The organism is Sinorhizobium sp. (genome assembly GCF_059070375.1).
Map to the genome: position 1 here is coordinate 1,375,093 of NZ_JCACWC010000002.1, position 25,154 is coordinate 1,400,246.

The 25,154-nt window shown below is 64.1% G+C and carries 24 protein-coding genes; 19 read left to right on the forward strand and 5 right to left on the reverse strand.

Annotated elements, in window-relative coordinates:
* Nucleotides 1–38: 38 nt before the first annotated feature.
* A complete protein-coding gene (locus tag AC5J09_RS10955; protein WP_100671032.1) occupies nt 39–605 on the forward strand; it encodes a dienelactone hydrolase family protein in 567 nt (188 codons plus the stop codon).
* Nucleotides 606–743: 138 nt separating this feature from the next.
* Here AC5J09_RS10955 and AC5J09_RS10960 read toward each other — a convergent pair whose 3' ends face one another.
* Entirely contained in the window at nt 744–4,361 is a 3,618-nt protein-coding gene (locus AC5J09_RS10960; protein ID WP_494297608.1) for a hydantoinase B/oxoprolinase family protein, read from the reverse strand.
* A gap of 146 nt (nt 4,362–4,507) precedes the next feature.
* Here AC5J09_RS10960 and AC5J09_RS10965 point away from each other — a divergent pair, with 146 nt between their 5' ends.
* The 4 genes from AC5J09_RS10965 to AC5J09_RS10980 all read left to right on the forward strand — a co-directional run bounded on the left by AC5J09_RS10965 (nt 4,508) and on the right by AC5J09_RS10980 (nt 8,733).
* Nucleotides 4,508–5,338 carry a pseudouridine synthase gene (locus AC5J09_RS10965; protein ID WP_324764431.1) on the forward strand — a complete coding sequence of 277 codons (831 nt, stop codon included), beginning with the start codon at nt 4,508–4,510 and terminating at the stop codon, nt 5,336–5,338.
* Nucleotides 5,339–5,570: 232 nt separating this feature from the next.
* The gene (locus AC5J09_RS10970; protein WP_100671028.1) at nt 5,571–6,548 is read left to right on the forward strand and encodes a tripartite tricarboxylate transporter substrate binding protein BugD; all 978 of its coding nucleotides are present in this window, start codon (nt 5,571–5,573) and stop codon (nt 6,546–6,548) included.
* A 205-nt stretch (nt 6,549–6,753) separates the two neighbouring features.
* Entirely contained in the window at nt 6,754–7,215 is a 462-nt protein-coding gene (locus tag AC5J09_RS10975) for a tripartite tricarboxylate transporter TctB family protein (protein WP_100671026.1), read from the forward strand.
* A 12-nt stretch (nt 7,216–7,227) separates the two neighbouring features.
* Nucleotides 7,228–8,733 (forward strand): tripartite tricarboxylate transporter permease, encoded by a 1,506-nt coding sequence (locus tag AC5J09_RS10980; RefSeq protein WP_100671024.1) that lies wholly within the window; start codon nt 7,228–7,230, stop codon nt 8,731–8,733.
* Between the two features lie 45 nt (nt 8,734–8,778).
* On the opposite strand, the gene AC5J09_RS10985 is transcribed toward AC5J09_RS10980, so the two are convergent.
* A complete protein-coding gene (locus tag AC5J09_RS10985) occupies nt 8,779–9,753 on the reverse strand; it encodes a C45 family peptidase (RefSeq protein WP_100671022.1) in 975 nt (324 codons plus the stop codon).
* Nucleotides 9,754–10,047: 294 nt separating this feature from the next.
* Between AC5J09_RS10985 and AC5J09_RS10990 the strand changes: the two genes are divergently transcribed.
* The 4 genes from AC5J09_RS10990 to AC5J09_RS11005 all read left to right on the forward strand — a co-directional run bounded on the left by AC5J09_RS10990 (nt 10,048) and on the right by AC5J09_RS11005 (nt 12,186).
* Nucleotides 10,048–10,296 (forward strand): type II toxin-antitoxin system Phd/YefM family antitoxin, encoded by a 249-nt coding sequence (locus AC5J09_RS10990; RefSeq protein ID WP_324764430.1) that lies wholly within the window; start codon nt 10,048–10,050, stop codon nt 10,294–10,296.
* Nucleotides 10,283–10,765 (forward strand): type II toxin-antitoxin system VapC family toxin, encoded by a 483-nt coding sequence (locus AC5J09_RS10995; protein ID WP_324764429.1) that lies wholly within the window; start codon nt 10,283–10,285, stop codon nt 10,763–10,765. The genes AC5J09_RS10990 and AC5J09_RS10995 overlap by 14 nt, the downstream gene beginning before the upstream one ends.
* Nucleotides 10,766–10,855: 90 nt before the next feature.
* Nucleotides 10,856–11,329, forward strand: coding sequence for a carboxymuconolactone decarboxylase family protein (locus AC5J09_RS11000; RefSeq protein ID WP_494297609.1), 474 nt, complete (start codon nt 10,856–10,858; stop codon nt 11,327–11,329).
* Nucleotides 11,329–12,186: a sigma-70 family RNA polymerase sigma factor gene (locus tag AC5J09_RS11005; protein ID WP_494297610.1), complete on the forward strand. Its 858-nt coding sequence runs from the start codon at nt 11,329–11,331 to the stop codon at nt 12,184–12,186. The genes AC5J09_RS11000 and AC5J09_RS11005 overlap by 1 nt, the downstream gene beginning before the upstream one ends.
* 24 nt (nt 12,187–12,210) lie before the next feature.
* Here the strand turns inward: AC5J09_RS11005 and aztD are convergent, their stop codons facing one another.
* On the reverse strand, nt 12,211–13,446 hold the full coding sequence (gene aztD / locus AC5J09_RS11010; protein WP_324764428.1) for a zinc metallochaperone AztD: 1,236 nt from the start codon (nt 13,444–13,446) through the stop codon (nt 12,211–12,213).
* A 234-nt stretch (nt 13,447–13,680) separates the two neighbouring features.
* Nucleotides 13,681–14,343, reverse strand: a complete 663-nt coding sequence (locus tag AC5J09_RS11015) for a TetR/AcrR family transcriptional regulator (RefSeq protein ID WP_100671012.1) — start codon at nt 14,341–14,343, stop codon at nt 13,681–13,683.
* A 298-nt stretch (nt 14,344–14,641) separates the two neighbouring features.
* On the opposite strand from AC5J09_RS11015, the gene AC5J09_RS11020 reads away from it, so the two are divergent.
* The 8 genes from AC5J09_RS11020 to AC5J09_RS11055 all read left to right on the forward strand — a co-directional run bounded on the left by AC5J09_RS11020 (nt 14,642) and on the right by AC5J09_RS11055 (nt 21,468).
* Nucleotides 14,642–15,205, forward strand: coding sequence for a TRAP transporter small permease (locus AC5J09_RS11020; protein WP_275599560.1), 564 nt, complete (start codon nt 14,642–14,644; stop codon nt 15,203–15,205).
* Nucleotides 15,206–15,215: 10 nt separating this feature from the next.
* Nucleotides 15,216–16,496 carry a TRAP transporter large permease subunit gene (locus AC5J09_RS11025; RefSeq protein WP_494297611.1) on the forward strand — a complete coding sequence of 427 codons (1,281 nt, stop codon included), beginning with the start codon at nt 15,216–15,218 and terminating at the stop codon, nt 16,494–16,496.
* A gap of 60 nt (nt 16,497–16,556) precedes the next feature.
* Nucleotides 16,557–17,573 carry a TRAP transporter substrate-binding protein gene (locus AC5J09_RS11030; RefSeq protein ID WP_324764426.1) on the forward strand — a complete coding sequence of 339 codons (1,017 nt, stop codon included), beginning with the start codon at nt 16,557–16,559 and terminating at the stop codon, nt 17,571–17,573.
* A gap of 81 nt (nt 17,574–17,654) precedes the next feature.
* Complete coding sequence (locus AC5J09_RS11035; protein ID WP_324764425.1) at nt 17,655–18,515, forward strand: shikimate dehydrogenase; 861 nt, start codon at nt 17,655–17,657, stop codon at nt 18,513–18,515.
* A 183-nt stretch (nt 18,516–18,698) separates the two neighbouring features.
* Nucleotides 18,699–19,277, forward strand: coding sequence for an RNA polymerase sigma factor (locus AC5J09_RS11040; RefSeq protein ID WP_160167969.1), 579 nt, complete (start codon nt 18,699–18,701; stop codon nt 19,275–19,277).
* Nucleotides 19,278–19,358: 81 nt separating this feature from the next.
* On the forward strand, nt 19,359–19,610 hold the full coding sequence (locus AC5J09_RS11045; protein ID WP_324764424.1) for a hypothetical protein: 252 nt from the start codon (nt 19,359–19,361) through the stop codon (nt 19,608–19,610).
* Nucleotides 19,607–20,923: a tetratricopeptide repeat protein gene (locus tag AC5J09_RS11050; RefSeq protein WP_494297612.1), complete on the forward strand. Its 1,317-nt coding sequence runs from the start codon at nt 19,607–19,609 to the stop codon at nt 20,921–20,923. Before AC5J09_RS11045 ends, AC5J09_RS11050 begins: the two co-directional genes overlap by 4 nt.
* Nucleotides 20,924–20,988: 65 nt before the next feature.
* Complete coding sequence (locus AC5J09_RS11055; RefSeq protein WP_494297677.1) at nt 20,989–21,468, forward strand: hypothetical protein; 480 nt, start codon at nt 20,989–20,991, stop codon at nt 21,466–21,468.
* 20 nt (nt 21,469–21,488) lie between these two features.
* On the opposite strand, the gene AC5J09_RS11060 is transcribed toward AC5J09_RS11055, so the two are convergent.
* Nucleotides 21,489–22,286 carry a CE1 family esterase gene (locus AC5J09_RS11060; RefSeq protein ID WP_324764422.1) on the reverse strand — a complete coding sequence of 266 codons (798 nt, stop codon included), beginning with the start codon at nt 22,284–22,286 and terminating at the stop codon, nt 21,489–21,491.
* 100 nt (nt 22,287–22,386) lie between these two features.
* On the opposite strand from AC5J09_RS11060, the gene AC5J09_RS11065 reads away from it, so the two are divergent.
* Nucleotides 22,387–24,018, forward strand: coding sequence for a thiamine pyrophosphate-binding protein (locus tag AC5J09_RS11065; protein ID WP_324764421.1), 1,632 nt, complete (start codon nt 22,387–22,389; stop codon nt 24,016–24,018).
* Nucleotides 23,996–25,153 carry an OpgC family protein gene (locus AC5J09_RS11070; protein WP_324764420.1) on the forward strand — a complete coding sequence of 386 codons (1,158 nt, stop codon included), beginning with the start codon at nt 23,996–23,998 and terminating at the stop codon, nt 25,151–25,153. The genes AC5J09_RS11065 and AC5J09_RS11070 overlap by 23 nt, the downstream gene beginning before the upstream one ends.
* Nucleotide 25,154: the final 1 nt, after the last annotated feature.

Sequence of the window (25,154 nt, forward strand, 5' to 3'; positions counted from 1 at the left end):
CAAGTGCATCCTGCGCCAACAGCCCAGGGAACCGTGCCGTGACGACTGTGATCCTTTTCCATTCCGTCTATGGACTGCGCCCGTTCGAGAGGGGCGTCGCCGAGCGCCTCACTGTCGCAGGCCACGAGGTGTTCACGCCCGACCTCTACGAAGGCCGGGTTGCTTCCTCGATGGAGGAGGGCTTTGCCCTGAAGGAAGAGATCGGCTGGGGCACCCTTTGCGAGCGCGCCGAGCGGGCGGTCGCGGATCTGCCTGCCGATGCCGTTCTCGGCGGTTTTTCCATGGGCGCTGCTGTCGCCGCCAGCCTGTGGCCGAAGCGGCCCGAGGCGGCCGGAATTCTCTTTCTGCACAGCATCGCCGAAATTCCGGCAAATGCACGTCGCGGGCTGCCGGTGCAGGTCCATCTCGCCGACCCGGATATCTTCGAGCCTGCAGACGAGGTCGCCGTCTGGCGTGCTGATGCCGAACGGACGCCGGTGGCACTGGAAGTCTTCATATATCCCGGTGCCGGGCATCTTTATACCGACGCCACGCTTGCCGATTACGACTCCGAGGCGGCCCGGCTCACCTGGAGCCGCATCGAACGTTGCCTTGCAGCACTTTGAGCGGACACTCGAAGTCTGCCCCTCATCCGGCTACCGCCACTTTCTCCCCGCAGGCGGGGAGAAAGGAGCAAGCCGCACGTTCTTGGATCCCCTTTCCGTCATAACCGGGAGAGAGGGGCGATCCGTGAAGCTTTGACGTTACGAAGCCTTCCCATAACCTCCGCCCGTCGGCGTCACGACGGTGAAAGTCTCGCCCGCCTCGAGCACCGTATGAGCCGAGCCCGGCAGCTCTTCGATGCGGCCGTCATTGCGGCGGACAAAATTGCGGCCGGTTTCCCCCGCCTCGCCGCCCTTCAGGCCGAAGGGCCGGATGCGGCGGTGGCCGGAAAGGATCGCGAAGTCCAGCCGCTCGCGCGCGCGGATCGTCCTCTGTGTACCGTCGCCCGCCGACCACTTGCCGCGCCCGCCCGAGCCCTTGCGGATGTGGAAGTCTTCGAGCACGACCGGGAAGCGCGTCTCCAGGATTTCCGGGTCGGTGAGGCGCGAATTGGTCATGTGCGTGTGAACCGCATCGGCGCCGTCATAGCCGGGGCCGGCCGGCGCGCCGGAGCAGATCGTCTCGTAATACTGGTAGTCGGCGTTTCCGAAAGTCAGGTTGTTCATTGTTCCCTGCGCGGCGGCCTGCGCCTCGACGGCGCCGAAGAGGCAATTGGTGACCGCCTGACTGACCTCTACATTGCCGGCGACCACCGCCGCCGGGTAGCGCGGCGAAAGCATGGTGCCTTGCGGGATGACGATGCGGATAGGCCTCAGGCAACCGGCATTCATCGGGATGTCGGCCTCGACCAGTACCCGGAAGACATAGAGCACGGCAGCACGCGTCACCGGCTCCGGCGCGTTGAAGTTATCCGAGCGCTGTTGCGACGTTCCGGTGAAGTCGACCGTTGCTTCCCGGCTCTCGCGGTCGATGGATATCTTCACGACGATCCGGCAGCCCTGGTCCATCTCGTAGGAGAATTCGCCGTCCGGCAATCGGTCGAGCACGCGGCGCACGCTTTCGGCCGCATTATCCTGGACGTGACCCATATAGGCCTCGACCACATCCTCTCCGAATTGCGCGATCATCTTCGTGAGTTCCGCCACGCCCTTCTCGTTGGCCGCGACCTGTGCCTTGAGATCGTTGACGTTCTGGAGGATGTTGCGCACCGGATAGCGCGCTCCGTTCAAGAGCTTCTCCAGTTCCTTCTCGCAGAAGCGGCCGCGGTCGATGAGCTTGAAGTTGTCGATATAGACGCCTTCCTCTTCGATATTGGTGGCCAGCGGCGACATCGAGCCCGGCGAGATACCGCCGATATCCGCATGGTGACCGCGGCTTGCGACCCAGAAGCGGATCTCGTGGCCCTTCTTGTCGAAGACCGGCGTGCAGACCGTCAGGTCCGGCAGATGCGTGCCGCCGTTGTAGGGCGCATTGATCAGGAACACATCGCCCGGATGGATGACCGGGTTCTCACGGATGGCGGTCGCGACCGAAGCGTCCATGGAGCCCAGATGCACCGGCATGTGCGGCGCATTGGCGACCAGATTTCCCCTGTTGTCGAAGACCGCGCAGGAGAAATCGAGCCGCTCCTTGATATTGACCGAATAGGCGGTGTTCTGCAGCGTCACGCCCATCTGCTCGGCAATCGACATGAAGAGATTGTTGAAGATCTCCAGCATGACCGGATCGGCCTTCGTGCCGATCGCAGTGCGTTCGGGCAGCGCCCTGATCCGCCTCAGGACGATATGGTCTTTCGCCGTCAGTTCCGCCTGCCAGCCGTCCTCGACGACGATCGTCTGGTTGGCTTCGATGATGATTGCGGGCCCGGTGAGCTTCTGGCCGGGCCTGATTTGGGAACGCAGCGCCACCGGAGCGTCGTGAAACGCACCCTGCGAATAGAAGCGGGTCCGCCGGTTCGGGGCGACATCTCCGACCGTCACGGCAAGACCTTCCGCTTCCATTTCCGCAGCCCCGCCGCCGACCGTTTCGACCTCGACCGCATCGATCACCAGAGCCTTGTTTTCGGCGACGAATCCGAAGCGGCGCCTGTGCAGACGCTCGAATTCAGCGCGGAGCCGCGCCTGGTCGTCCTCATCCGGGAAGGTCGCTTCCACCGGCAGCACCGTGTCGGTTCCGGCATAGCGGATATGCGCGCGCAAATGTGTGCGTATCCGCTCACGGGAAATCCCCTGCGCCTCGAGTTCCGTCAGGCATTCCGATTGCAGTGCCCGGGCAAGTGCGGCAAGCGCCCTCGGCGCGGCCTCGTCGAGACCGGCCGCGAGCGCCTTCTGCCGCGTCGCGCGAATGTCGGCAAGGCCCATTCCATAGGCCGAGAGCAGCCCCGACATCGGGTGCAGGAGAATACTCTTCATGCCGAGCGCGTCGGCGACCAGGCAAGCGTGTTGCCCGCCGGCGCCGCCGAAGCAGTTGAGCGCATAGCGCGTCACGTCATAGCCGCGGCTTACGGAAATCTTCTTGATCGCCTCGACCATATTGGCGACCGCGATGCGGATGAAGCCGTCGGCGACGTCCTCGGGGCTCCGCCCGTCGCCGATCTCGGCCGCTAGCGCGACGAAACCCTCGCGCACGGTCTCCACGTCGAGCGGCAGATTCTGTTCCGGCCCGAAGATCGCCGGAAAGTGTTCCGGCAATAGCTTGCCGAGCATGACATTGGCATCGGTGACGGCGAGCGGTCCGCCGTTGCGGTAACAGGCGGGACCGGGATTGGCGCCGGCCGAATCCGGACCGACACGAAAGCGCTCGCCGTCGAAATGGAGGACCGAGCCGCCGCCAGCGGCAACCGTGTGGATCAGCATCATCGGCGCTCGCACCCGCACGCCGGCAACCTCGGTCTCGAAGGCGCGCTCGTACTCGCCGTCGAAATGGGCGACGTCGGTCGAGGTTCCGCCCATGTCGAAGCCGATCACGCGGCCGAATCCGGCCGCCTCGCCCGTCCGCGCCAGACCGACGACACCGCCCGCAGGTCCGGAGAGGATCGCATCCTTCCCCTGGAACATCTTCGCCGCCGTAAGCCCGCCGGACGACATCATGAACATGAGCCGGGCGCCGGATCGGGCGACGTCCAGCTCTTCCGAAACCTGCGCCACGTAGCGGCCGAGCACGGGCGAGAGATAGGCGTCGATCACGGTCGTATCGCCACGGCCGACATATTTGACGAGCGGCGAGACCTCGTGGCTGACGGATACCTGCTCGAATCCCATCGATCGTGCGATGCGGGCGACGATCGCCTCGTGGGCGGGATATCTGTAGGCGTGCATCAGGACGATGGCGACCGCCCCGTAGCCATTGGCCTTCAAGCCTTCGAGCGCCTGGCGCGCTGCCGCCTCGTCGAGCGGCCGCTCGACCGTGCCGTCGGCGAGCACCCGCTCGTCGAGCTCGACGATCTCCGAATAGAGTGCCTCGGGCTTGATGATCTCGGTGGCGAAGATCTTCTTGCGTTCCTGATAGCCGATCCTGAGCGCATCGCAGAAGCCGCGCGTCGTGACGAGCGCCAGCCGCTCGCCCTTGCGCTCCAGCAAAGCATTGGTGGCAACCGTCGTGCCCATCCTGACCTCGCCGACCACGCCCGCCGGAACCGGATCGCGGGGGCCGAGACCGAGATGCTGCCGGATGCCGTGGACCGCCGCATCGCGATAGGCGCCGGGATTTTCCGAGAGGACCTTCAGCGCGTGCAAGGCGCCCGCCGGATCGCGGCCGACCACGTCGGTGAAGGTACCGCCGCGATCCACCCAGAAATCCCAAGCTCCCGTCACGCTCATCTCCAGTTCCTCCACAATTCCGCCCGCCGCTTCCATGGGCGCTTTTATGGGCCGGCGACGATCGGCGGGCAAGGGAAGAAGAGGCGCGCCACCATCGAAAAGGGCGCCGATACCTCTGCCGGATCTCTGGCCTCGCACCGCCATTTATGTCAGAGGAGGCACGATCCAACAGCGCGGAGGCGGATAAGGTGAAACAGCGCCACCCTACGGCGAAAAGGCGGATCGGAGGCGCGAAAGCCGGCGAACTGCCCGGCAAGCGGGTGACGCTCGCCCGGGCGCTCTCCAAGCTCGGCTACTGCTCGAGGACGCAGGCCGAAAAGCTGATCGCCGAGGGGCGTGTCAGCGTCGCCGGCCGGAAGATCACGGATCTCTCCCACTGGGTCGATATCGAAGCGGACAGGATCGCCGTCGACGGAACCGTCATCGCCGCGCAAGACAGAGTCTATCTCATGCTGAACAAGCCGCGCGGCCTCGTGACCACCCGCGACGATCCCGAGGGCCGGCCGACTGTCTTCAGCTGCCTCGACAATGTCGACGTTCCGTCCCTCTCGCCGGTCGGCAGGCTCGACAAGGCCAGCGAGGGGCTTCTGCTCTTCACCAACGACACGGTGCTGGCGCAGCGTCTGCTCGATCCGGAGACCCATCTCGGCAAGATATACCATGTTCAGTTGCGCGGCATTTTCGGCGAGGCCATGGCCGCACGGATGCTGGAAGGCGTTACGGAGGGTGGCGAACTGCTGCGCGCCGTGCGGGTCGAACTCCTGAAAAGCGGAGACAGGAACAGTTGGATCGAGGTGGAGCTTGACGAAGGACGCAACCGTCAGATCCGCCGCATGCTCGACACGCTCGGCTTCGAGTGCCTGCGTCTCCTTCGCGTCTCGATCGGCGACATAAGCCTCGGCGACCTGCCGAAGGGAGCAAGCCGGCCGCTGACGGAGGCGGAGATAGTTTATCTCAGACACCGCACCGGGCTCTGACGAGGGCTTTCCCCGGCTTGCCGGCGCGACAAGCCCGATGTCCCGAAGTCCACCCATCGACAGGCGCTTTTGTTTCCAAATCCACCCATTTGACGCGCCTATCCGCGGTAAATGCATGAAACGGCGTCGGGCAGCGGTTGTCTGTGCTAAAATCCGGCCTGCTAATGGGTGAACCCAGAACCGGCGGGAGGAACCATGCCGGCTGGTCGATAATTTCATCCGGGAGGAAAAGATGAAAATCCTTAACGCGCTTCTGGGCGCAGCCGCCGCCGTTTCCCTTTTTGCCGCTTCGGCGAACGCCCAAACCTATCCGGAGCGCACGATCACCATGGTGGTGCCGTTCTCGGCCGGCGGCCCGACCGATACGGTGGCCCGCCTCGTCGCCGAGTCCATGTCGAAGGATCTCGGCCAGCAGATCATCGTCGAGAATGTCGGCGGCGCCGGCGGGACGCTCGGTGCCGGCCGCGTCGCTCAGGCCGATCCGGACGGCTACACGCTGCTTCTGCATCACATCGGCATGGCCACCAGCGCGACGCTCTATCGCAAGCTCGCCTATGACACGCTGAATGCCTTCGAATATGTCGGCCTCGTCACCGAAGTTCCGATGACCATCGTTGCCCGCAAGGATTTCGAGCCGACCGACCTCAAGGGCCTGATCGAACACGTCAAGGCGAACAAGGACACGGTGACGGTCGCCAATGCCGGCATCGGCGCGGCGTCGCATCTTTGCGGCATGATGTTCATGAGCGCGATCGAAACGCCGCTGACGACCGTGCCCTACAAAGGGACCGGCCCGGCGATGACCGACCTGCTCGGCGGCCAGGTCGACATCATGTGCGACCAGACGACGAACACGACGAAGCAGATCCAGGGCGGCACGATCAAGGCCTATGCGGTGACCTCGCCGCAGCGCCTCAAGATCTTCCCCGATCTGCCGACCGCCGAGGAAGCGGGCCTTGCGGGCTTCCAGGTCGGCATCTGGCACGGCATCTATGCGCCGAAGGGCACGCCGGCCGAAGTCACCGACCGCCTCTCCAAGTCGCTGCAGAAGGCACTCAAGGACGAGAACGTGGTTGCCCGCTTCGGCGAACTCGGCACCGAGCCGTCGAGCGAAGCCGACGCAACCCCAGCGGCGCTGAAGGCCAAGCTCGAAAGCGAGATCGCCCGCTGGAAGCCGGTGATCGAGGCCGCCGGCCAGTACGCCGACTGATCGCGCGTCAGGCCTTCAATCCGTGCGGGCGCCTAGCGAGAATGCGCCCGCACCGGCGTTGACAGCTGTCAACAGGCGATGCCTCGGCTTCCCACTTTCGGGCGACATGCATCAGCCAGCAGAACATGCGAAGATATTCGCCAAAAACCGGTGCGGCACGCTCCTCGGAAAAGGGATCGGCACTCACGGAAATAATGGGGAAACGATGAAATCCATCTCTTTCGACACGACCAACGCGCTGTGCGGCGGCATTCTGACGGCCGTCGGGCTGTTCTTCGCCTGGCAGTCGCTCGGGCTCGAGCTCGGCACCGCCTTCCGCATGGGCCCGGGCTATTTCCCGCTGGTTCTCTCCGCCGTGCTGATCCTGCTCGGTCTGATCATCCTGGTGCAATCGGCGCGCGTTCACGGCGAGCCGATGGGGCCGATCGCCATCCGCGGCATCGTCTTCATCCTTCCGGCGCCGATCTTCTTCGGGCTGACCGTGCGCGGCCTCGGCTTCGTCCCCTCACTCTTCTTCACGGCGCTGATCGCCTGTTTCGCCTCCAGCCGGATGAAGCCGCTCTGGGCGATCGCTCTCTCGCTTGCCTTGACCATCTTTTCGGTCGGCGTCTTCAGCTACGGCCTCAACCTGCCATTCGAGCGGTTCGGCCCGTGGACCCGGTTCTAGGAGTCGGCGACGATGGAACTCTTCAGCAATCTTGCCCTCGGCTTTGCCACAGCCGCCTCGCCGGCGAACCTGCTCTTCTGTCTGATCGGCGTACTCCTCGGAACCCTGATCGGCGTGCTGCCCGGCATCGGCGCCACTGCGACCATCGCCATGCTGCTGCCGATCACCTTCCAGCTTGAGCCGGTCTCTTCGCTGATCATGCTCGCCGGCATCTATTACGGCGCTCAATATGGCGGATCGACCACCGCGATCCTGATCAACATGCCCGGCGAATCCTCTTCTGCCGTCACCGCCATCGACGGCTATCAGATGGCGCGCAAGGGCCGCGCCGGCACAGCGCTCGCGATCGCGGCGCTCGGCTCGTTCTTCGCCGGCACGGTCTCGACATTCCTGGTCGCGCTCTTCGCGCCGCCTTTGACGGAGATCGCGCTCGAGTTCGGCGCGGCGGAATATTTCTCGCTGATGATCGTCGGCCTCGTCTCCTCGGTCGCGCTTGCGCACGGATCGGTCATCAAGGCGCTTGCCATGGTGGCGCTCGGCCTGCTTCTCGGCCTCGTGGGCACGGATATCTATACCGGCACGCCGCGCTTCACCCTCGGCATCCGGGAATATTCGGACGGCCTCAATTTCGTGGCGCTGGCGGTCGGCGTCTTCGGTATCGCCGAAATCCTCCGCAATCTCGAAAGCGAGAAGACGCGCGAAGTGCTGATGGCGAAGGTCACCGATCTGATGCCGACGCGCGAGGACTTTAGGCAGATGGTCGCTCCGGTCCTGCGCGGCACGGCCATCGGCTCGGCGCTCGGCGTATTGCCCGGCGGCGGCGCGATCCTCGCCGCCTTCGCCTCCTACACGGTGGAGAAGCGCCTCTCCGACCGGCCGGAGGAATTCGGCCGCGGCGCGGTCGCGGGTGTCGCCGGACCTGAAAGCGCCAACAATGCCGGCGCGCAAACCTCGTTCATTCCATTGCTCACCCTCGGCATTCCGGCAAATCCGGTGATGGCGCTTATGATCGGTGCGATGATCATCCAGGGCATCGTACCCGGCCCGAACGTGGCGGTGGAGCAGCCGGCGCTTTTCTGGGGCATCATCGCCTCGATGTGGATCGGCAACCTGATGCTGGTGGTCCTGAACCTGCCCTTGATCGGTCTCTGGGTGAAGCTCCTGAAGATCCCCTATTTCGTGCTCTTCCCGATCATCATGGCCTTCTGCTCGATCGGGGTCTACAGCGTCAACTCCAATGTCTACGACCTCTACGCCGTCGCCTTCTTCGGCCTTGTCGGCTACCTGCTCCTGAAGCTGCGCTGCGAACCGGCGCCGCTGCTCCTCGGCTTCGTGCTCGGCCCGCTGCTCGAGGAAAACCTCAGGCGCGCCATGATCCTCTCGCGCGGCGACCCGACGACCTTCGTCACCCGGCCGATCAGTGCGACCCTGCTCCTCATTGCCTTCGCCGTGCTCGTCGTCGTCTTCCTGCCGAGCATCAAGAAAAAGCGCGAGCAGGTCTTCGTCGAGGAGGATTGAACCGGATCGGTCTGGTGCACCGGGCGCATGGCCCCGTGCGCCCCCTCACTGACCGGGAAATCGATCGGTGAAGGTGTGCGTGTATTCGCCTGTCTGGAAATCTTCGAAACGCTGAGACCAGCGTTTCCCCGGCCAGATATAGTCTACTCTGCCTTTTGCAGGTCGATAGACGGCTGTGTAGAGGGTGGGATGGGGGCCGCTCACGGAATAAAGCGGCGGCCGAAGGAAGCCATCCGTCAGCTTCTCCAGCGACATGGAAGGATCCTCTAGTGCTTGCAGAATAAATTGCTGTCGAGCCACCGAGAATGATGACGGTCGCGCCGCCCGCTGATGATTTGCGCATGCCTTCAGGCGCGTAATGATCGGGCGCTGGCCCGGCCCGAGGAACAGAGTGGCATAATTGCCGGCACTATCCAGTACGGTGACGTTCTGCGCGAGCGCCACAGGTATTCGGCATAGAGCTTTGACAGCCTGCTCGACCTGGTGACAGGTCTCCAGCACGTAGCGGATCACGAGGATGATCGAGAACCCTCTGCCCTGAGAACGTCCGCCCCCAAGAGTAACACTTGCGACCAGTCCTTCCTCATTCATCCCGTCCACGCAGCCTCCCCAAGGGCGTTGCGCCTTCGCGATCACCTTCATCCCGGACCACCGGGTCATTTCGAAACGATCGGAGGCCACACTCGGCGGATAGTCGAAATTGCGGATCAGTGCCGGGCCCCCTTCCCCGAGCCAGACAGATTGACTGCAGCCGTAAGCATCCGGCGCGGGTCGAAAGTGACTGAGCATCCGATGAGCAACCTCATCATCTCCAACGAGAGCGCAGGCGTGCTCATAGTGAGGAACGAGTTCCGGCATGTACTGCCGTAAGGCCTCGCGACATTCTTTGACGCTCGGACCCGATGCTCGTCGGGCCCGCCCGAAATACCAGCTCTCCGCCTCGGCTCGACCGGCGGCAAACCGCGAAAGCCAAGCTTCCCCAGGCCGTTCCTCTTGCGCCGCGACGAAGGTCTTCTCCATAGCCCGAGGAGTATAAGGACGGAGTGAGCGGCTTTGCAACGCAGCCTTGTTGCCCGCTTTCCGCCCGCGGGGACATCCAGCGAAGCACCGGCGACGGTTCTTCCGCGTCGCCTATGGCACCCCGCTCGGCGGCCGCGATCGTACCTGTGTTATCCTCTCGGCCATCAGGATCGCGGTTGCCGCCCTCGTCGTCGTCTTCCCGCCGCGGGGCCGAGCCCGAGATCGAGCCTTGAATTCCTCCGCCCGCAGGCGCATTCATGTAGTCACATGTGACTACATGCCTGGGATGAAACCATGTCGACCGTGAGTCTTAAAGATGCCAAGGCCCGCCTGTCGGCCTATGTAGACGAGGCGATCGCCGGCGAGTTCGTAACGATCACCCGCCACGGAAAGCCCGTCGCAGCGCTGGTTCCGCTTGCGGCAGCGGAGATTGCACGCAAGGCCCTAAACAGGATCCGGCCCAGCCTGACCTCGCATCTGCAGAAGTTCCCCGGCGGTGAGTTCGAACGCAACAGTTCACCATCCCGGGATGTCGATCTGTAAGCGGTTATCCCTCAACACGACCGTCATTTCGATGTTCTCGCCGTCCAAACCGACAGTGCCGGAGGGTTTTATCCGCTGGCTGGAGGCGGCCGATGCGGAAGGCACGAGATTCCTCTCCGTGTTGACAGTTCACGAAATCGAAAAGGGCGTCGCCCTGCTCGAGCGGAAGGGAGCCACGGCGAGAGGAGCAAGTCTTCGGCTCTGGCTTTCCGGCCTTGTGTCGACCTACGACGACAGGATCCTGTCGATAGACACGACCGTTTCCACAAGATCGGGCCAACTGGGAGCAATCGCAGTGGTGGCCGGTCACAGTCCCGGCATGGCCGATGCGCTGATTGCCGGCACCGCGAAAGTCCATGACCTGGTCGTGGTCACTAGGAATCCGAAGCACTTCGACCCCTTCGGGATCGGCGTGATGGCTCCCGGGGCGGACGATCCGAGGAATTCCGGCGGTTCGCTGGAACAGTAAAAGTTGATCCACGCAAAAAAATTCGCATCGATGTCACACCGGCGAACTCTGTCTCGTCATGGTGTCGGAACCAACAAAAGGAGACCGACCATGACTGCCAGACTTGATCCCTTTGCCGCCGCCCCTTCGCTGATGAAGAGCTGGTTCAGCATCTCGACCACGATCGCTTCGAGCCTCGAGTCGAGCCTTATCGAGCTCGTCAAGATCCGCGCTTCGCAGATCAACGGTTGCGCAAACTGCATCAACATGCATACGGCGGAGGCGCGTGCCAAGGGCGAGAGCGAGCAGCGGATCTACCTGCTCTCGGCATGGCGCGAGGCGCCGTGCTATACCGACCGCGAGCGCGCTGCGCTCGCCTGGACGGAAGCTTTGACGCGGCTGTCGGAGGGCCACACTCACGTCGCCGCCTATGAGGCGCTGAAGGCCGAGTTCACGCAGGAGGAGCAGGTGAAGCTCACGCTCATGATCAATGTCATCAACGGGTGGAACCGCCTCGCCGTGGGCTTCGGCCTGTGGGTCGAACCGGCAGCCGCAAAGACAATCGCCGAGAAGGCGGTCGCCTGATGACACAGGCTACGCAAGCGGATGCGGCAGCGAGTTTCGACCCGCTGCGTCCAAAGCTGATGCGCGTCGCCTATCGCATGCTCGGCTCGGTTGCCGACGCCGAGGATATGGTGCAGGAGGCCGTTATCCGCTGGATGGGGGCCGACCGCGCCGCGGTGCGCGAACCGGAGGCCTTCCTGCGCCGCACCGTCACCCGGCTCTGCCTCGATCAGCTAAAATCGGCTCGGCGCCAGCGCGAGACCTATGTGGGGCCTTGGCTTCCCGATCCCGTCGTGGAGGAGGAGGAAGAGGAAGACGTCACATTGCCGCTGATGCTGGCGCTGGAGCGGTTGTCCCCTCTCGAGCGGGCAGCGTTCCTGTTGCACGACGTGTTCGGGCTAGGTTTCGAGGAGGTCGCGGCGACCATCCAGCGCGACGCCGCCGCCTGCCGGCAGCTTGCCGCCCGCGCACGCTCGCATGTCCGGGAGGCAAGGCCTCGCTTTCACGTCGAGAAGGAGCGCGGCCTCCAGCTTGCGGAGGCCTTCTTCAAGGCCTCGCGTAGCGGGGACATGAACGCGTTCGGCGCGATGCTCGCGGCCGATGTCAGCATCCATGCGGACGGCGGCGGCAAGCGCTCGGCAGCGATCATGCCGATCGTCGGCTTTGATGCCGTTATGAAGGTCCATGAGAAGCTGGCTGCGCTTTTTCGGGCGAACGGCTCGAAACTGCTGCGCATCGGTTTCGTCAACGGGCTGCCCGGCTTCATCACGATGGAAGCCGACGGCGAAATCCAGACCACCGCCCTCGACATCGAGGGCGGCAAAATCGCTGCGATCTATGTCGTAAGGAACCCCGACAAGCTGAGGCACCTGCACTGAGCCCGACGTGAAAGCCGCTCGAAATTAGTGCGAGGCGCCCGAACCGCCGACGGCGACGATCGCAAAGGGCTGACCTTCGATGGGGATCGTGCGGGTCTCCTTGAGAGTCTCTGCATCGGTCACCCGGAGGAGAGCGTGTCGCGGGTCGGTGATCACGATCTGGCCGTCGGCTGCCGCCAGGCGCGGGCGCGGATCACGCCAATGGCCGTCCTTGCTGTATGGCTCGGTGACCCTGCCCTTGCGGAGGATTTCCCCCTTGATCACGTCCAGCACATGAAGGTCGCCGTCTTCCGTCAGAATGTAGGCATTGGCCGGCATTGCAGGATCCAGGAGGAAGTCGACACGCCGAGTCGGCAGCGTGATCAGCCGATACGGTTCGCTGCTGTCGGGATCGATGAGCACGACTTTATCGTCGCCGTAATTGCCGAGGAAAAACTGCATCGCCTTGCCTCCGAGCAGGGTGCCGGTGTGACCCTTCGGGAAATCCGAGGGGTAGGGAAGCATTGTGAGCTTCGGCCCGTCGATACCGCCGGGGCGGGCGACGAGCACCCCTTCCTTGCAGCCGAAGGCGACGAGACGGGCTGATGTGGCCTCGCCATGCAGGTCGGTGCATTTGCTGATCTCGCCGATCTGCCCGCCCTTCTCGTCGATCACACGCACGCCGACGCGCGGCGGCAGTTCGTCCGGCTTCGGCTCGATTTCCGTGTCCGGCACCGAGACGAGGACGTGGCGCCCCATGCTCACGGCGACACCATGGTGCGGCCTGGTCGTATCGATCGTCCTGACCTGCGCCTTGCCTTCGAGAAGTGCGGCTTCATCGACGATGTCCGCCTTGCCGCCGCGATCGTAGAAAATGATCGCGTGATCGTCATGCGGCACCACATGGGCGGGGCGCTTGCCCTCGAGCGCCACCGGAAGAAGCGCCACATCGGAGACTTCCAGATCGCGATGCTCCCCATGATCCGAGAACCCGATGCCGGTCTTGATGACGTGTACGATGTCTTCTTCCGACTGCGCGGCGAAGACCGTCTGACCGGATGCGCTGACCGTCAGGGCTGCATATCCGTTGGTGTCGTAGCGGCCCAATTCGTTGCCGTCCGAAAAGTCGATGGCGCGTACCACCGGCTGCGTGTGATCGGCGACGAACAGGCGCCACGCCTCCTTCGTCTCATGATCATCCGCGCGTGCGCCGGGTGCGGCCAGGACGAAAGCGGTCGCCACTGCTGCCATCAGGCGGGCCCGGGTGAGAGACAATATCATGGGGGGTCCTTTCTTTGTGTTGAAACAGTTTTCGTCCGCGCAATCCGTCGGCACGGCCGGGCTATCGAAAAGTCCTCGCGCAGCGGATCTTCCCGAAGTCGCTATGTTATTACATTACTCGATAGCGACGTAATAACATTACCGAAGCCATGCCTGTCAATCCCGAGAACGTTACAAGCGAATGCTTTTCGCCCTCGCTCCCCTGCTGGTCGCAGAAATGAAAACGGAGAGGATCTAGCGAAGCGCCGCGCTGGGCTCGTCGCCCTTCAGATAGCTCACCACGGCATCGGCGATCATCGTGCGATGCCGCGCGATCGTCTCGGGCTCCGACAGGTCCCGACGGAAGATCGTGCCGAAGGTGTAGCGGTTCGACACGCGGAAGAAGCAGAAGGCGCTGATCAGCATGTGCACGTCGATCGGGTCGGCCTTGCGGCGGAAGGTCCCGTCGCCAAGGCCGCGCTCGATGATCGCGTCGATCATCTGGATCACCGAGACGTTGAGGTCGCGGATCGCATCAGAGCGCAGCATGTGCGCGGCGCGATGAATGTTTTCGATGCTGACCAGACGGACGAAGTCCGGATTGGCCTCGTCATGGTCGAAGGTGGTCGCGATCAGCGTGCGAAGTGCCTCTTCCGGAGGCAGGTTCGCAAGCTCCAGGTCGGCCTCCAGCGTGCGGATCTTGCGATAGGACCGCTCGAGGACGGCGAGATACAGCGCTTCCTTGCTGCCGAAGTAATAATAGATCATCCGCTTCGACGTGCGGGTGCGCTCGGCGATCTGATCGACGCGCGCGCCTGCGAGGCCATGGGTGGAGAACTCCTCCGTCGCGACTTCGAGGATGTCGTCCTGCGTCCGCTGCGGATCGTTCTTCCTGCCGTTTGCCTGCCGCTCCGCCATTTTCACCGCGCTGCTCCCCCGCTCTCCCTCAAGCCGTTTACCGATCCAATTTGCCGAAGCAAGGCGGCGGTCGAACCACGGACCTCCCGAACGATGGATCAAGACATATCACCTTGCCGAACCCTTTCAACCTCGCGGGATTGATTTTCCGAACTAGTTAGTACATTTTGCAACGAGACATGCCGAACGCCACGAAGGAGCGTGGTGGAGGGCTCCGGGCGACCGCCTGGTTGGGAGGAGAAGCCTGCGACAGGTCTGCGCCTTGGGCTGTCGCTCGCCTGTCGCTTGGGAGGAGCGGATGAGCCGCATCATCGATTTCTATTTCTTCGCGTTGAAGGTGACGATCGCGCTGCTGCTTGCCGGCATGGTCGTTCTCGTCTTCGGCAATGTCGTGCTGCGCTATGCCTTCAACCAGGGAATAACGGTGTCGGAGGAGCTGTCGCGGATGTTTTTCGTCTGGCTCACCTTTCTCGGCGCCGTGGTCGCCATGCGCGAGCACGGCCATCTCGGCGTCGACTCGCTCATCAAGCGCCTGCCGCCGCGCGCCGCGAAGGCGGCCGTGCTCTGCGGCCACGCGCTGATGCTCTTTGCAATCTGGCTGGTGATCAGCGGCAGTTGGACCCAGACGTTGATCAACCTCCATGTCGGCGCGCCGGCGACCGGCATCTCCATGGCCTTCTTCTACGGTGCGGGCCTCGCCTTCGGCATTCCGGCCTTCCTGATCCTGCTCGCCGATGCCTTCGCGATCGCGACCGGCCGCATCGACGTGACCACGACCGATCTCGTACGCGACAGCGAGGACGAAGCAGCACTCGACGACCTTTCTGCCCCCGCACTCGGTCCGCTTTCGGCGAAGCATTGAGGAGGCGGCGATGACCGTATCCATCTTCCTCGGCGCCCTTCTCGGACCTATGGCTCTCGGCGTGCCGATCGCCTTCGCCCTCATCCTGAGCGGCGTGGCGCTGATGCTCTATCTCGGCCTCTTCGACGCCCAGATCGTGGCGCAGAACGTGCTGAACGGTGCCGACAGCTTCCCGCTGATGGCCGTTCCCTTCTTCCTGCTTGCCGGCGAGGTCATGAATACGGGCGGCCTCTCCCGCCGCATCGTCGCACTGGCCATGGCCATGGTCGGCCATATCCGCGGCGGGCTCGGCTTCGTCGCGATCTTCGCGGCCTGCATTCTCTCCAGTCTTTCCGGTTCGGCGGTCGCCGATGCGGCCGCACTCGGCGCGCTGCTTCTGCCGATGATGCTGAAAAGCGGCCACGACCCGGCGCGTGCCGGCGGGCTCATCGCCTCCGCCTCGATAATCGGCCCGATCATACCGCCCTCGATCGGCTTCATCCTATTCGGCGTGGTCGGCGGCGTCTCCATCACCAAACTCTTCCTCGCCGGCATATTCCCGGGACTGATGATCGCCGCGGCGCTTTCGATCACCTGGCTGATCGTCGCCCGCAAGGAGCAATTCGACCTGCCGCCGCGGCAGAGCGGCAGGCTGCGGCTCAGGGCCTTCGTCAACAGCCTCTGGGCGCTTTTCCTGCCCGTCATCATCATCGTCGGTCTGAAGTTCGGCGTCTTCACGCCGACGGAGGCGGGTGTCATCGCCGCCGTCTATTCGCTCTTCGTTTCGATGGTCGTCTATCGCGAACTGGCGCCGGCGCAACTCTTCCACGTCTTCGTCTCGGCCGCCAAGATCAGCGCCGTGGTGATGTTCCTCGTCGCCTGCGCGGCGGTTTCGGCCTGGCTGATCACCGTTGCCGACGTTCCCGGCGCGCTCGCCGCACTCCTCGAGCCCCTGATGGGCAACCAGACGGCTCTGCTTATCGCGATCATGGTGTTGATCGTGATCGTCGGCACCGCGATGGACATGACGCCGACAATCCTGATCATGACGCCGGTGCTGATGCCGGTCATCAAACAGGCGGGCATCGATCCGGTCTATTTCGGCGTGCTCTTCATCATCAACAACTCGATCGGCCTGATCACCCCTCCGGTCGGCACCGTCCTGAACGTCATCTGCGGCGTGTCGAGGCTTTCGATGGAGAATCTCATAAAGGGCGTGATGCCCTTCCTCTTCGCGGAACTGATCGTTCTTTTCCTGCTCGTCCTGTTCCCTGAACTGGTGACCGTTCCGGTCTCCTGGTTCGGGCGCTGACGCGCGATTTTCGACTGTCAACAAGGCCGGCACGATACCGGCCCAACCTGGGAGGAAAACATGTTCGACAGACTGACCAAAATGGCACTGGGCCTAGCCGTGCCACTGGCACTCATGACGGCGGGGCCGGCACTGGCAGAAATCCGCGATCAGACGGTCAAATTCGCCTCGGCGAACAACAAGGGTCATCCGCAGGTGACCGGCATGGAGAAATTCGCCGAGCTCGTGAAGGAGAAGAGCGGCGGCAAAATCGAGGTGAAGCTCTTCCCGGGCGGGACGCTCGGCGGTGACGTGCAGACCGTTTCGGCGCTGCAGGGCGGCGTCATCGAGATGACGGTACTAAACGCCGGCATTCTGGCGAGCAACGTCAAGGAGTTCGGCGCGGTCGACCTCCCCTTCCTGTTCGACAGCGGCGAGGAGGCGGACAAGGTGATGGACGGTCCCTTCGGTACCGGCCTGATGGAACGCCTGCCCGACACCGGGCTCGTAGGCCTCGCCTATTGGGAGCTCGGTTTCCGCAACCTGACCAACAACCGGCATCCGGTGACCAAGCTCGAAGACATCAAGGGCCTGAAGATCCGCACCATTCAGTCGCCGATCCCGGTCGAGCTTTTCAACGCGCTCGGCGCCAATGCGGTGCCGCTCCCCTATACCGAGCTCTATACCGCGCTCGAGACGGGAACGGTCGACGGCCAGGAGAATCCCTCCGCCAACATCATCAACGCAAAATTCTACGAGGTGCAGAAGTACATGACGCTCACCCGTCATCAGTACAATCCGCAGATCGTGCTCGTCAGCAAGAAGTTCTGGGACGGCCTCAATGAAGAGGAGAAGGCCGTACTGCAACAGGCAGCCGTCGAAGCGCGCGACTTCCAGCGCAAGGTCTCGCGCGAGCAGGATGCCGCAGCACTCGAAGAGATCCGCAAGACGGGGATGGAGGTCAGCGAACTGAGCCCCGAGGAAACGCAGAAACTGCGCGATGCCGTCAAGCCGATGATCGAGAAGTTCAGTGCCGATATCGGCCAGGAGACGGTCGAGGCGCTCTTCAAGGAAATCGGCACCGCCCGCGGCCAGTGATCGTCATGCCGGTCCGCCCGCAACCGGGCGGGCCGGCGCGCCGTGGCCGCAGCCGAAAACGAAACAACCGGAACCCGACGCATGACCGAAACGCTTGTAAAATCCTTGAAGGCGGGCCTGATCGGCGCGGGTATCCAGGCTTCGCTGACGCCGGCGATGCACATGGCGGAAGGTGCGGCGCAGGGCATTCGCTACGATTATGAGCTGATCGATCTCAACGTGCTGGGGGCGAGCGAGAAGGACCTGCCGCGCCTGCTCGCCGACGCCGAGCGGCGGGGGGTTGCCGGGCTCAATATCACCCATCCCTGCAAGCAGGCGATCATTCCCTATCTCGACGAGCTCGCCCCCGAGGCACGGCAACTCGGCGCCGTCAACACGGTGGTCCTCAGAAGCGGACGGCGCTACGGCCACAATACGGACTGGTGGGGTTTTGCCGAAGGCTTCCGGCGCGGCCTGCCGGATGCCGACCTCTCCTGCGCTGTCCAGCTCGGCGCCGGCGGAGCAGGCGTCGCCACGGCCTATGCCGCGCTCTCGCTCGGCTTGCAGCGGCTGGTCGTGTTCGACCGCGAAGCCGGCCGCGCGCAGGCGCTTGCCCGGATGCTCTCCCCTCTCTTTCCGAAAGCCGAGGTGGCGGCCGGCACCGATCTCCCCTCGGAAATGGGAAATGCCGCCGGCCTCATCCACGCGACGCCGACCGGCATGGCGAAATATCCCGGATTGCCGCTCGACGCGGAGCTTCTTTCGCGAAGCCATTGGGTCGCCGAGATCGTCTATTTTCCGCTGGAAACGGCGCTTCTCGGGGAGGCCCGGCGGCGTGGCTGCAAAACGCTCGACGGCGGCGGCATGGCGGTGTTCCAGGCGGTCGGCGCGTTTCGGCTGTTCACCGGGCTCGAACCCGACGCGGCGCGGATGCTCGGCCACTTCAGGGCGATGACCGCCTGAAGGCGCCCGGTCACGCAGGTTTCATTTGACGACCGGCTTGTGTAGCGTGTCATTCAAGGAGGCACGGGGCAACGGGCGGTTGTGATGGGGCTTACATTCTGGTTATCGGCGGCGGCGTTCGCCGTCAAGTTCAGCATAGACGAGCATTTTCTGAGCCTCCTCCGCAGGGGAGACCAGAAGGCGATGAGTGAGCTGATTGCACGGCACCACGGTGCTTTGGTCAGGCTGGCGGACAGCATCGTCAGGAACCGGGCCGTCGCGGAGGAAGTGGCCCAGGAAACCTGGCTCGCCGTCATCGCCAACCTGGGGTCCTTCGAAGGCAGATCGGCCCTTTCCACCTGGATCATTTCCATCCTCCTGAACAAGGCGAAGAACCACGCGAAGCGCGAGAGCCGCTATGCCGCATTGGGAAAGGGGGAAGACCCGGGGCGGGATCCGGAGCAGACGCTGCGCAGCCGATTCGACGAAAGCGGCCATTGGAGCGAGGCGCCGGTCTCCTTCGATGGTCTCACGCCGGAGCGGATCGTCGCCGGGCGCCATCTCTGGGAGCATGTGCGGCAGATGATCGATCGCTTGCCGCCTGCTCAGAAGGCGGTCCTGGTGATGCGCGACGTCGAAGGGGCAGACGCTGCGGAAACCTGCCGCCTCCTGGACCTTACTCCCGAGAACCAGCGGACCCTTTTGCATCGGGCACGTACGCGCATCCGCGACGAGATCGAGACGCAATTGACCGGCGACCGGACAGCGCTCACGAAAGCGTGACCCCCTGTCCTGTAACGTCCTGTCAGTTCGGCGGTCTCACGGGAAGGACCCGATCAGGTTCTTCATCGTGAGACGAGCAATATGCTGAAGTGCAGGGAAATACCGGATCTTGCCAGCGACTTCGTCAGCCGGGACGGCTCGAAGCGAACCAATCTGCTGGTCGCCCTGCATCTCCTGCAGTGCCGAAATTGCCGCACTTATGTGCGGGGCATGAAGATCGCCACGAGGCTTGCCGCAGCCAGCCTGGACGACGACGTTCCAGGCGATCTCTATGCGAAGCTCGGCCTGACTGCACCTGATCGCGAAGGTCCTGCACAGGAGCCGAAGCGATGAGACTGGATGCCTTCAACCTTTCCACCAGCACGACGAGCGAAGAGGCGCAGACCGCATTCGAGCAAGCCGTCTACGGCCTGGCTGCCCACCGTCCGACGACGGGTGCAGCCCTCGATGCGGCACTGCAGGCGGATCCCGGGCACGTGGCGGCGCTCGCGCTCAAGGGATTTGCAAGCCTGATCCTTGCCCGATCGGAACTCGTCGCCCCGGCCGGGCAGGCGCTGATCGCCGCAAGGCGCGCGATGACCAGCCGTGACGGCGGCACGCGTGACGAGCGAATTCTCGTCGAGTCTCTGGACAGAGCGGTCGGCGGCTCCTTCTCCGAAGCGGCGAGACTGCTCGATGACGGGTTTTCCGAGCGGGCGACAACTTTTCTGCCGTTCAAGATCTCCCATGCGCTGCGGTTCATGCTGGGGGATGCTGCCGGCATGCTGTCGGCCAGTTCCCGGGTCATGGAACAGTGGAGCACGGACACGCCGGCTGCCGGATTCATGCTCGGCTGCCACGCTTTCGCGCTCGAAGAGCTCGGCTTCTACGATGCGGCCGAGGAGGTCGGCCGGCAAGCGGTCGGACTGGAGCCCGATGATGCCTGGGGTCGCCACGCCGTGTCGCACGTCTACGAGATGCGCGGAGAGGCGGCGAAGGGGATAAACTGGCTGGAACACGGCCGGGCGTCCTGGACCCGGTGCAACAATTTCTCCTTCCACATGGCCTGGCATCTGGCGCTTCTGCATCTGGAGCAAGGCGACCATGATCAGGTCGTGAGAATCTACGACGACGAGGTTCGCCCGCGGCAGACCGACGATTTCCGCGACATGGCCAATGCCGTTTCGCTTCTTTGGCGCCTCGGCCAGACGGGTGTCGATGTCGGATCGCGCTGGTCGGATCTGGCGGAGACGGCGCTGAGCCGGCGCCGCGACACGACTCTCGTCTTTGCCGCCCTGCACACGCTCGCCGCTCTGGTCGCCCTCGGCGAAACCGACAGCGTGCGAGAGATGGTCGAGGAACTCGCCCTGAAGGCCGGAGGCACCGGCGAGCAGGCGCGCGTCGCGGCCGATGTCGGGCTGCCCCTTGCCCGCATCATCGCGGGGTTGTCGACGGGCAGGGATCGCCGCTCGCTCGACGCGATCCTCGCCGACCTGCCCAAGATCGGCGGCAGCAATGCGCAACGCGACTTCTTCGTTCTCGCCCTTGCCAAGGCCGCCGGTGCCAATGGCGACAGAGCCGCATTCTCGCGCATCTGCAGCGTGCGCCGCCACCTCAAAGTCGAGGACCGGCTGCTGGGCTCCATCGAGACCCATGCTTCCCTGTGAAACGAGAGCCGTGACACAGGACGTCTGTTCACCCCACCAGTATCGGAGATACCGACATGCACACGATGACTGCCCGGCGGGAGGCGCTTTTCCCGACAATTTCCGCAGGATTGCTCGCCACCATCGTTCTCGCCGGCCTTGCCGCCGATCTCGCCTGGGAGTTCTGGGCGCGCGTCATCACGCCGATGCTGGTCGGCGGCCCGCTCGAGCCGGCGGCTCTCGTCCAGAGCGTCTTCGGCTTCCAGAACCGTTTCCTAGCGGAAGCCATCCATGCGGTCGTCGGCGTCGTCTTCTATCCGATCGGCTATCTCTTCATCGCGCGTCCGCTTCAGCGGCTCATTCTGCCCGGACTGCCCCTGATCCTGACCGCGCTCGGCTTCGGGACCGGCCTCTGGATATTCGCGCTCTACGTGATGGCGCACCTCATCGCCGGACTTCCCGCCTTCCTCGGCTTCATACCGCTGACCTGGGTGTCGCTCGCCGGCCACCTCCTCTTCGGCGTCGTCGTCGCCTTTGTGGTCGACTGGCGCGAGAGCGGGAAATGACCACCAGCAGCGCCCAACGTTCAGAATCCGAGTCGTGTCAGGCCCCTGTCGAGATATTCCGGCCTCACCTGATGTCCCCCGTCGTAGAGGCAGAGCGTCACCTCTCCGCGAACGCAGCCGACGGTCACGGTGCAGGAAAGGTCGGCGGCTTCGATAGTCTCGACATCTCCCTCGCACCGGGCGGCCTCACGCGCGAAAGCGACGCTTTTGAACGTATCTCCCTGATGGAACCTGCTCCCGATCGCCCTTCCGGCGAGAGGGAAGGTTCCATCCTGCCGGCCATGGAAGTGGATGATCGGCGGCAGGTCCGGTACGCAGTCCTCAGGTTTCGGAAGCGGGTTCCAGAAGACGCCGGAAAAGGTGACGGCACCTGCGAGCCGGTCGCCGGAACGGCAGACGCTGTACCAGGCCATGGAGGCACCTTGCGAGAAGCCACCGACCAGCGTGTTGGAACGGTCGAAACCGAAACGCTTGTCGAGGTCGTCGAGAACCCGGCGCACGAAGGCTGCTTCATTGCGATAGTGCCCCGGCGCATTCGGATGCGACCAGGTTCCCCGCAGCCCGTCCACCGCGACGAAGGCCAGGCCGTGCCGGCGCGCGGTGTCGACCAGCGCCCGATGCCGCATCTGCAGTTCCGCGGAGCTGCGATAGCCGTGGAAGAAGACGTAGGCCCCCTTGGGCTCGCTCCCCTCGGGCATTTCGATCCGGTAAGAACCGCCTTCGACGGGGCATGGGACGGAGCCTCCGCAGGCGACGGCGCCGGTTCCCGTCGTAAGAAGGCAGATTGCGGCCAGAACGGCCGGGGGAGCGATGCGCATGCGTTGATCTCCGTCGGCGGGACAACCGTAGACATAGCGCCTTTTCCGCGAGCCAACAATTTCACGTCCGCTCACGTCGTCGCGAAAGGTATTCGACCCCATGAATGAAAGCCGCGAAAGACCTGTTCCGAGAGTAGCCGACACCATTGCCGCAACCCTGCAAGCGCATGGCGCCCGGCATGCTTTCGGCATGCCGGGCGGCGAGGTGGTGACGCTTGTCGATGCGCTCGAAAGGGCCGGCATTCGCTTTCAACTGGCGCGCCACGAGACGGCCGCAGCCTCGATGGCTGCCGGCGCCAGCCTTTCGAGCGGCGCGCCCGGCATCCTGGTCACCACGGTCGGACCGGGCCTTGCGAATGCAGTCAACGGCATTGCGGACGCCCTGCAGGAACGCGTTCCGCTGGTCGTCCTCTCGGGGGTCGTCGATCGCTCGACGCGGGCGCGCTACACCCATCAGGTGATAGACCACGCCGCTCTCCTCCGACCGATCGTCAAGGCGAGCTTCGAAGTCGAGCCGGAGAGCGCCGCTTCCACGGTTGCGCGTGCACTCGCCATCGCAAGGGCGGAACCGATGGGACCCGTGCATCTCGACCTCTCGCCGGCGGTAGCGGCGATGGACGATCCAGCCCCTCGCATGGTCGGGCCGCCGACCGTCCGTCGCCCCTCGGTCGGCGCCGACGACGGGGCTGTCGCAAGCCTTGCCGGATGCCTGGATGCGGCCCGCAGACCGATCATCCTCGCCGGCTTCGAAGCCGCCCGCGAGGGAGCCGGAGAGGCCATCCGCCTTCTGGCGGAGAAGATCGAGGCCCCTGTGGTCACAACCTACAAGGGCAAGGGCCTGATCGATGAAACGCACCCGCTTTCGCTCGGTGCGGCCGGGCTCTCGCCCGCCGCGGACCGGGTCCTGCTCGCCCTTTTCAACGAGGCCGACCTCGTCCTGATGGTCGGCTACGATCCGATCGAAATGCGTCTCGGCTGGCTCGATGCAGCTGATTCCGCCCGCATCGTCGAGCTGACGGCAGCGGCCCCCGACCATGCCATGCATCACTGCGGCTCCCGTTTTGTTGCGGATACGGCAGCAACGGTGCAAGTGCTCGCGGACACGGTTGTCGGCCATCCGTCATGGCCTGAACAGGAACCCGCAAGGGCCGCGAACGAACTGAAGCGAATCTTTCGCGCTCCTCACGCATGGGGGCCGCATGCGATCATCAAAACGCTGAACGAAGTGGCCGGATCAGACGCCCTCGTGACGGTGGACAGCGGCGCCCACCGCATACTCCTTTCCCAGAAATGGGTCTGCCGGCGCCCGCTCTCGCTCCTGCAGTCGGCGGGGTTCTGCACCATGGCCGCCGCGCTGCCGCTGGCGATCGGCGCGAAGGTGGCCGACCCGTCGCAACGCGTCATAGCGGTCATGGGAGACGGCGGCCTGGAGATGGGGCTCGGCGAGCTGGCAACGCTCCGGGATCTGGCGTTTCCCCTGACGGTCGTCGTCTTCCAGGACTGCAGCCTTGCCCTGATAGCCCTGAAGCAGCGGGCAAGCGGGCTCGCGCCCGCCGGCGTCGCGCTCGGCCAGACCGACTTTGCGAGGATTGCCGAGGGGTTCGGCGGTTACGGCGTCAATGTCGCCGATGCCCCTGCCCTGCAGCGCGAACTCGGGGCGGCCGAAAGCCGTTCCACCTTCACTCTCATCAGTTGCCGGTTTGATGCGGATGCTTACCAAGACGCCTTCTGAACTGACGCTGCCGGCTTCAGGCATTGCGGGCAAGCGCGCCCGCGATCCGCGGCTCGATGTCTTCCGTGGCATCGGCATGCTGATCATCCTTCTTGCGCATGTGCCGAACGATCCCTGGGCGCTCTGGATACCGGCGCGCTTCGGCTTTTCCGACGCGACCGAGATGTTCGTCTTCCTCTCGGGCATGGCCTCGGCGATCGCCTTCGGCAGATTGTTCGACCGGCAAGGTTTCGGGCTCCTGACCGCGCGCGTGGTTCACCGGTGCTGGCAGATCTATTGGGCGCATATCGCCGTCTTCCTGACGGTTGCAACCATCATGGCGGCGGCGGGGCACAAGCCTGACGGCACCTCCTATATCCAGAGCCTCAACCTCGTCCGCTTCTTCGAAGATCCCGGACCGCTGCTCATCGGCCTGATGACGCTCACCTATGTGCCGAACTACTTCGACATCCTGCCGATGTACATGGTGATCCTGGCGCTGATGCCGGTCATGCTCATCGCCGAGCGCATCGCCGCGTGGCTGCCCTTCTTCCTGATGGCGGCGCTGTGGCTATCTGCTCAGTTCGGCCTCGCTCATCTCCAGGCGGAGCCCTGGAGCGACCGTCCCTGGTTCTTCGACCCGTTCGGCTGGCAGCTCATTTTCTTTCTCGGCTTTTTCCTCATGCGCGGGACGGTGAAGCGGCCGGTCGGGAGCCGCCCGCTGTTGATCGCTTCGCTCGCCTTTGTCGTCGTCACCGTTCCCTTCGCCTGGCATGTGATCCTTTCGGCTTCGCCCTTCTTCCGGGAGGTAGCGCAGGCGATCGGCCCGCTCACGAGCAAGACCGATTTCGGTATCCTGCGGCTGGTCCATTTTCTGGCCCTTGCGCAGATCGCCATGCTGGTCGTCGGCGAAAAAGGCGCGCGGCTTCATCATCCGGCGGTCCGGCCGCTGACAGCGATCCTGATCAGGGTCGGCCAGCAATCCCTTCCGGTCTTCATGACGGGCATGGTGGTCGCCCAACTCATCGGCATCGCTCTTGACCATTCCGGGCGGGGCGCCTTGGCGGTCGCGACTGCCAATCTCGCCGGTTTCGCAATTCTGGTGGCGACAGCCTACGTGGCGGCATGGTTCAAGCGGGCGCCGTGGACGGCGTGAA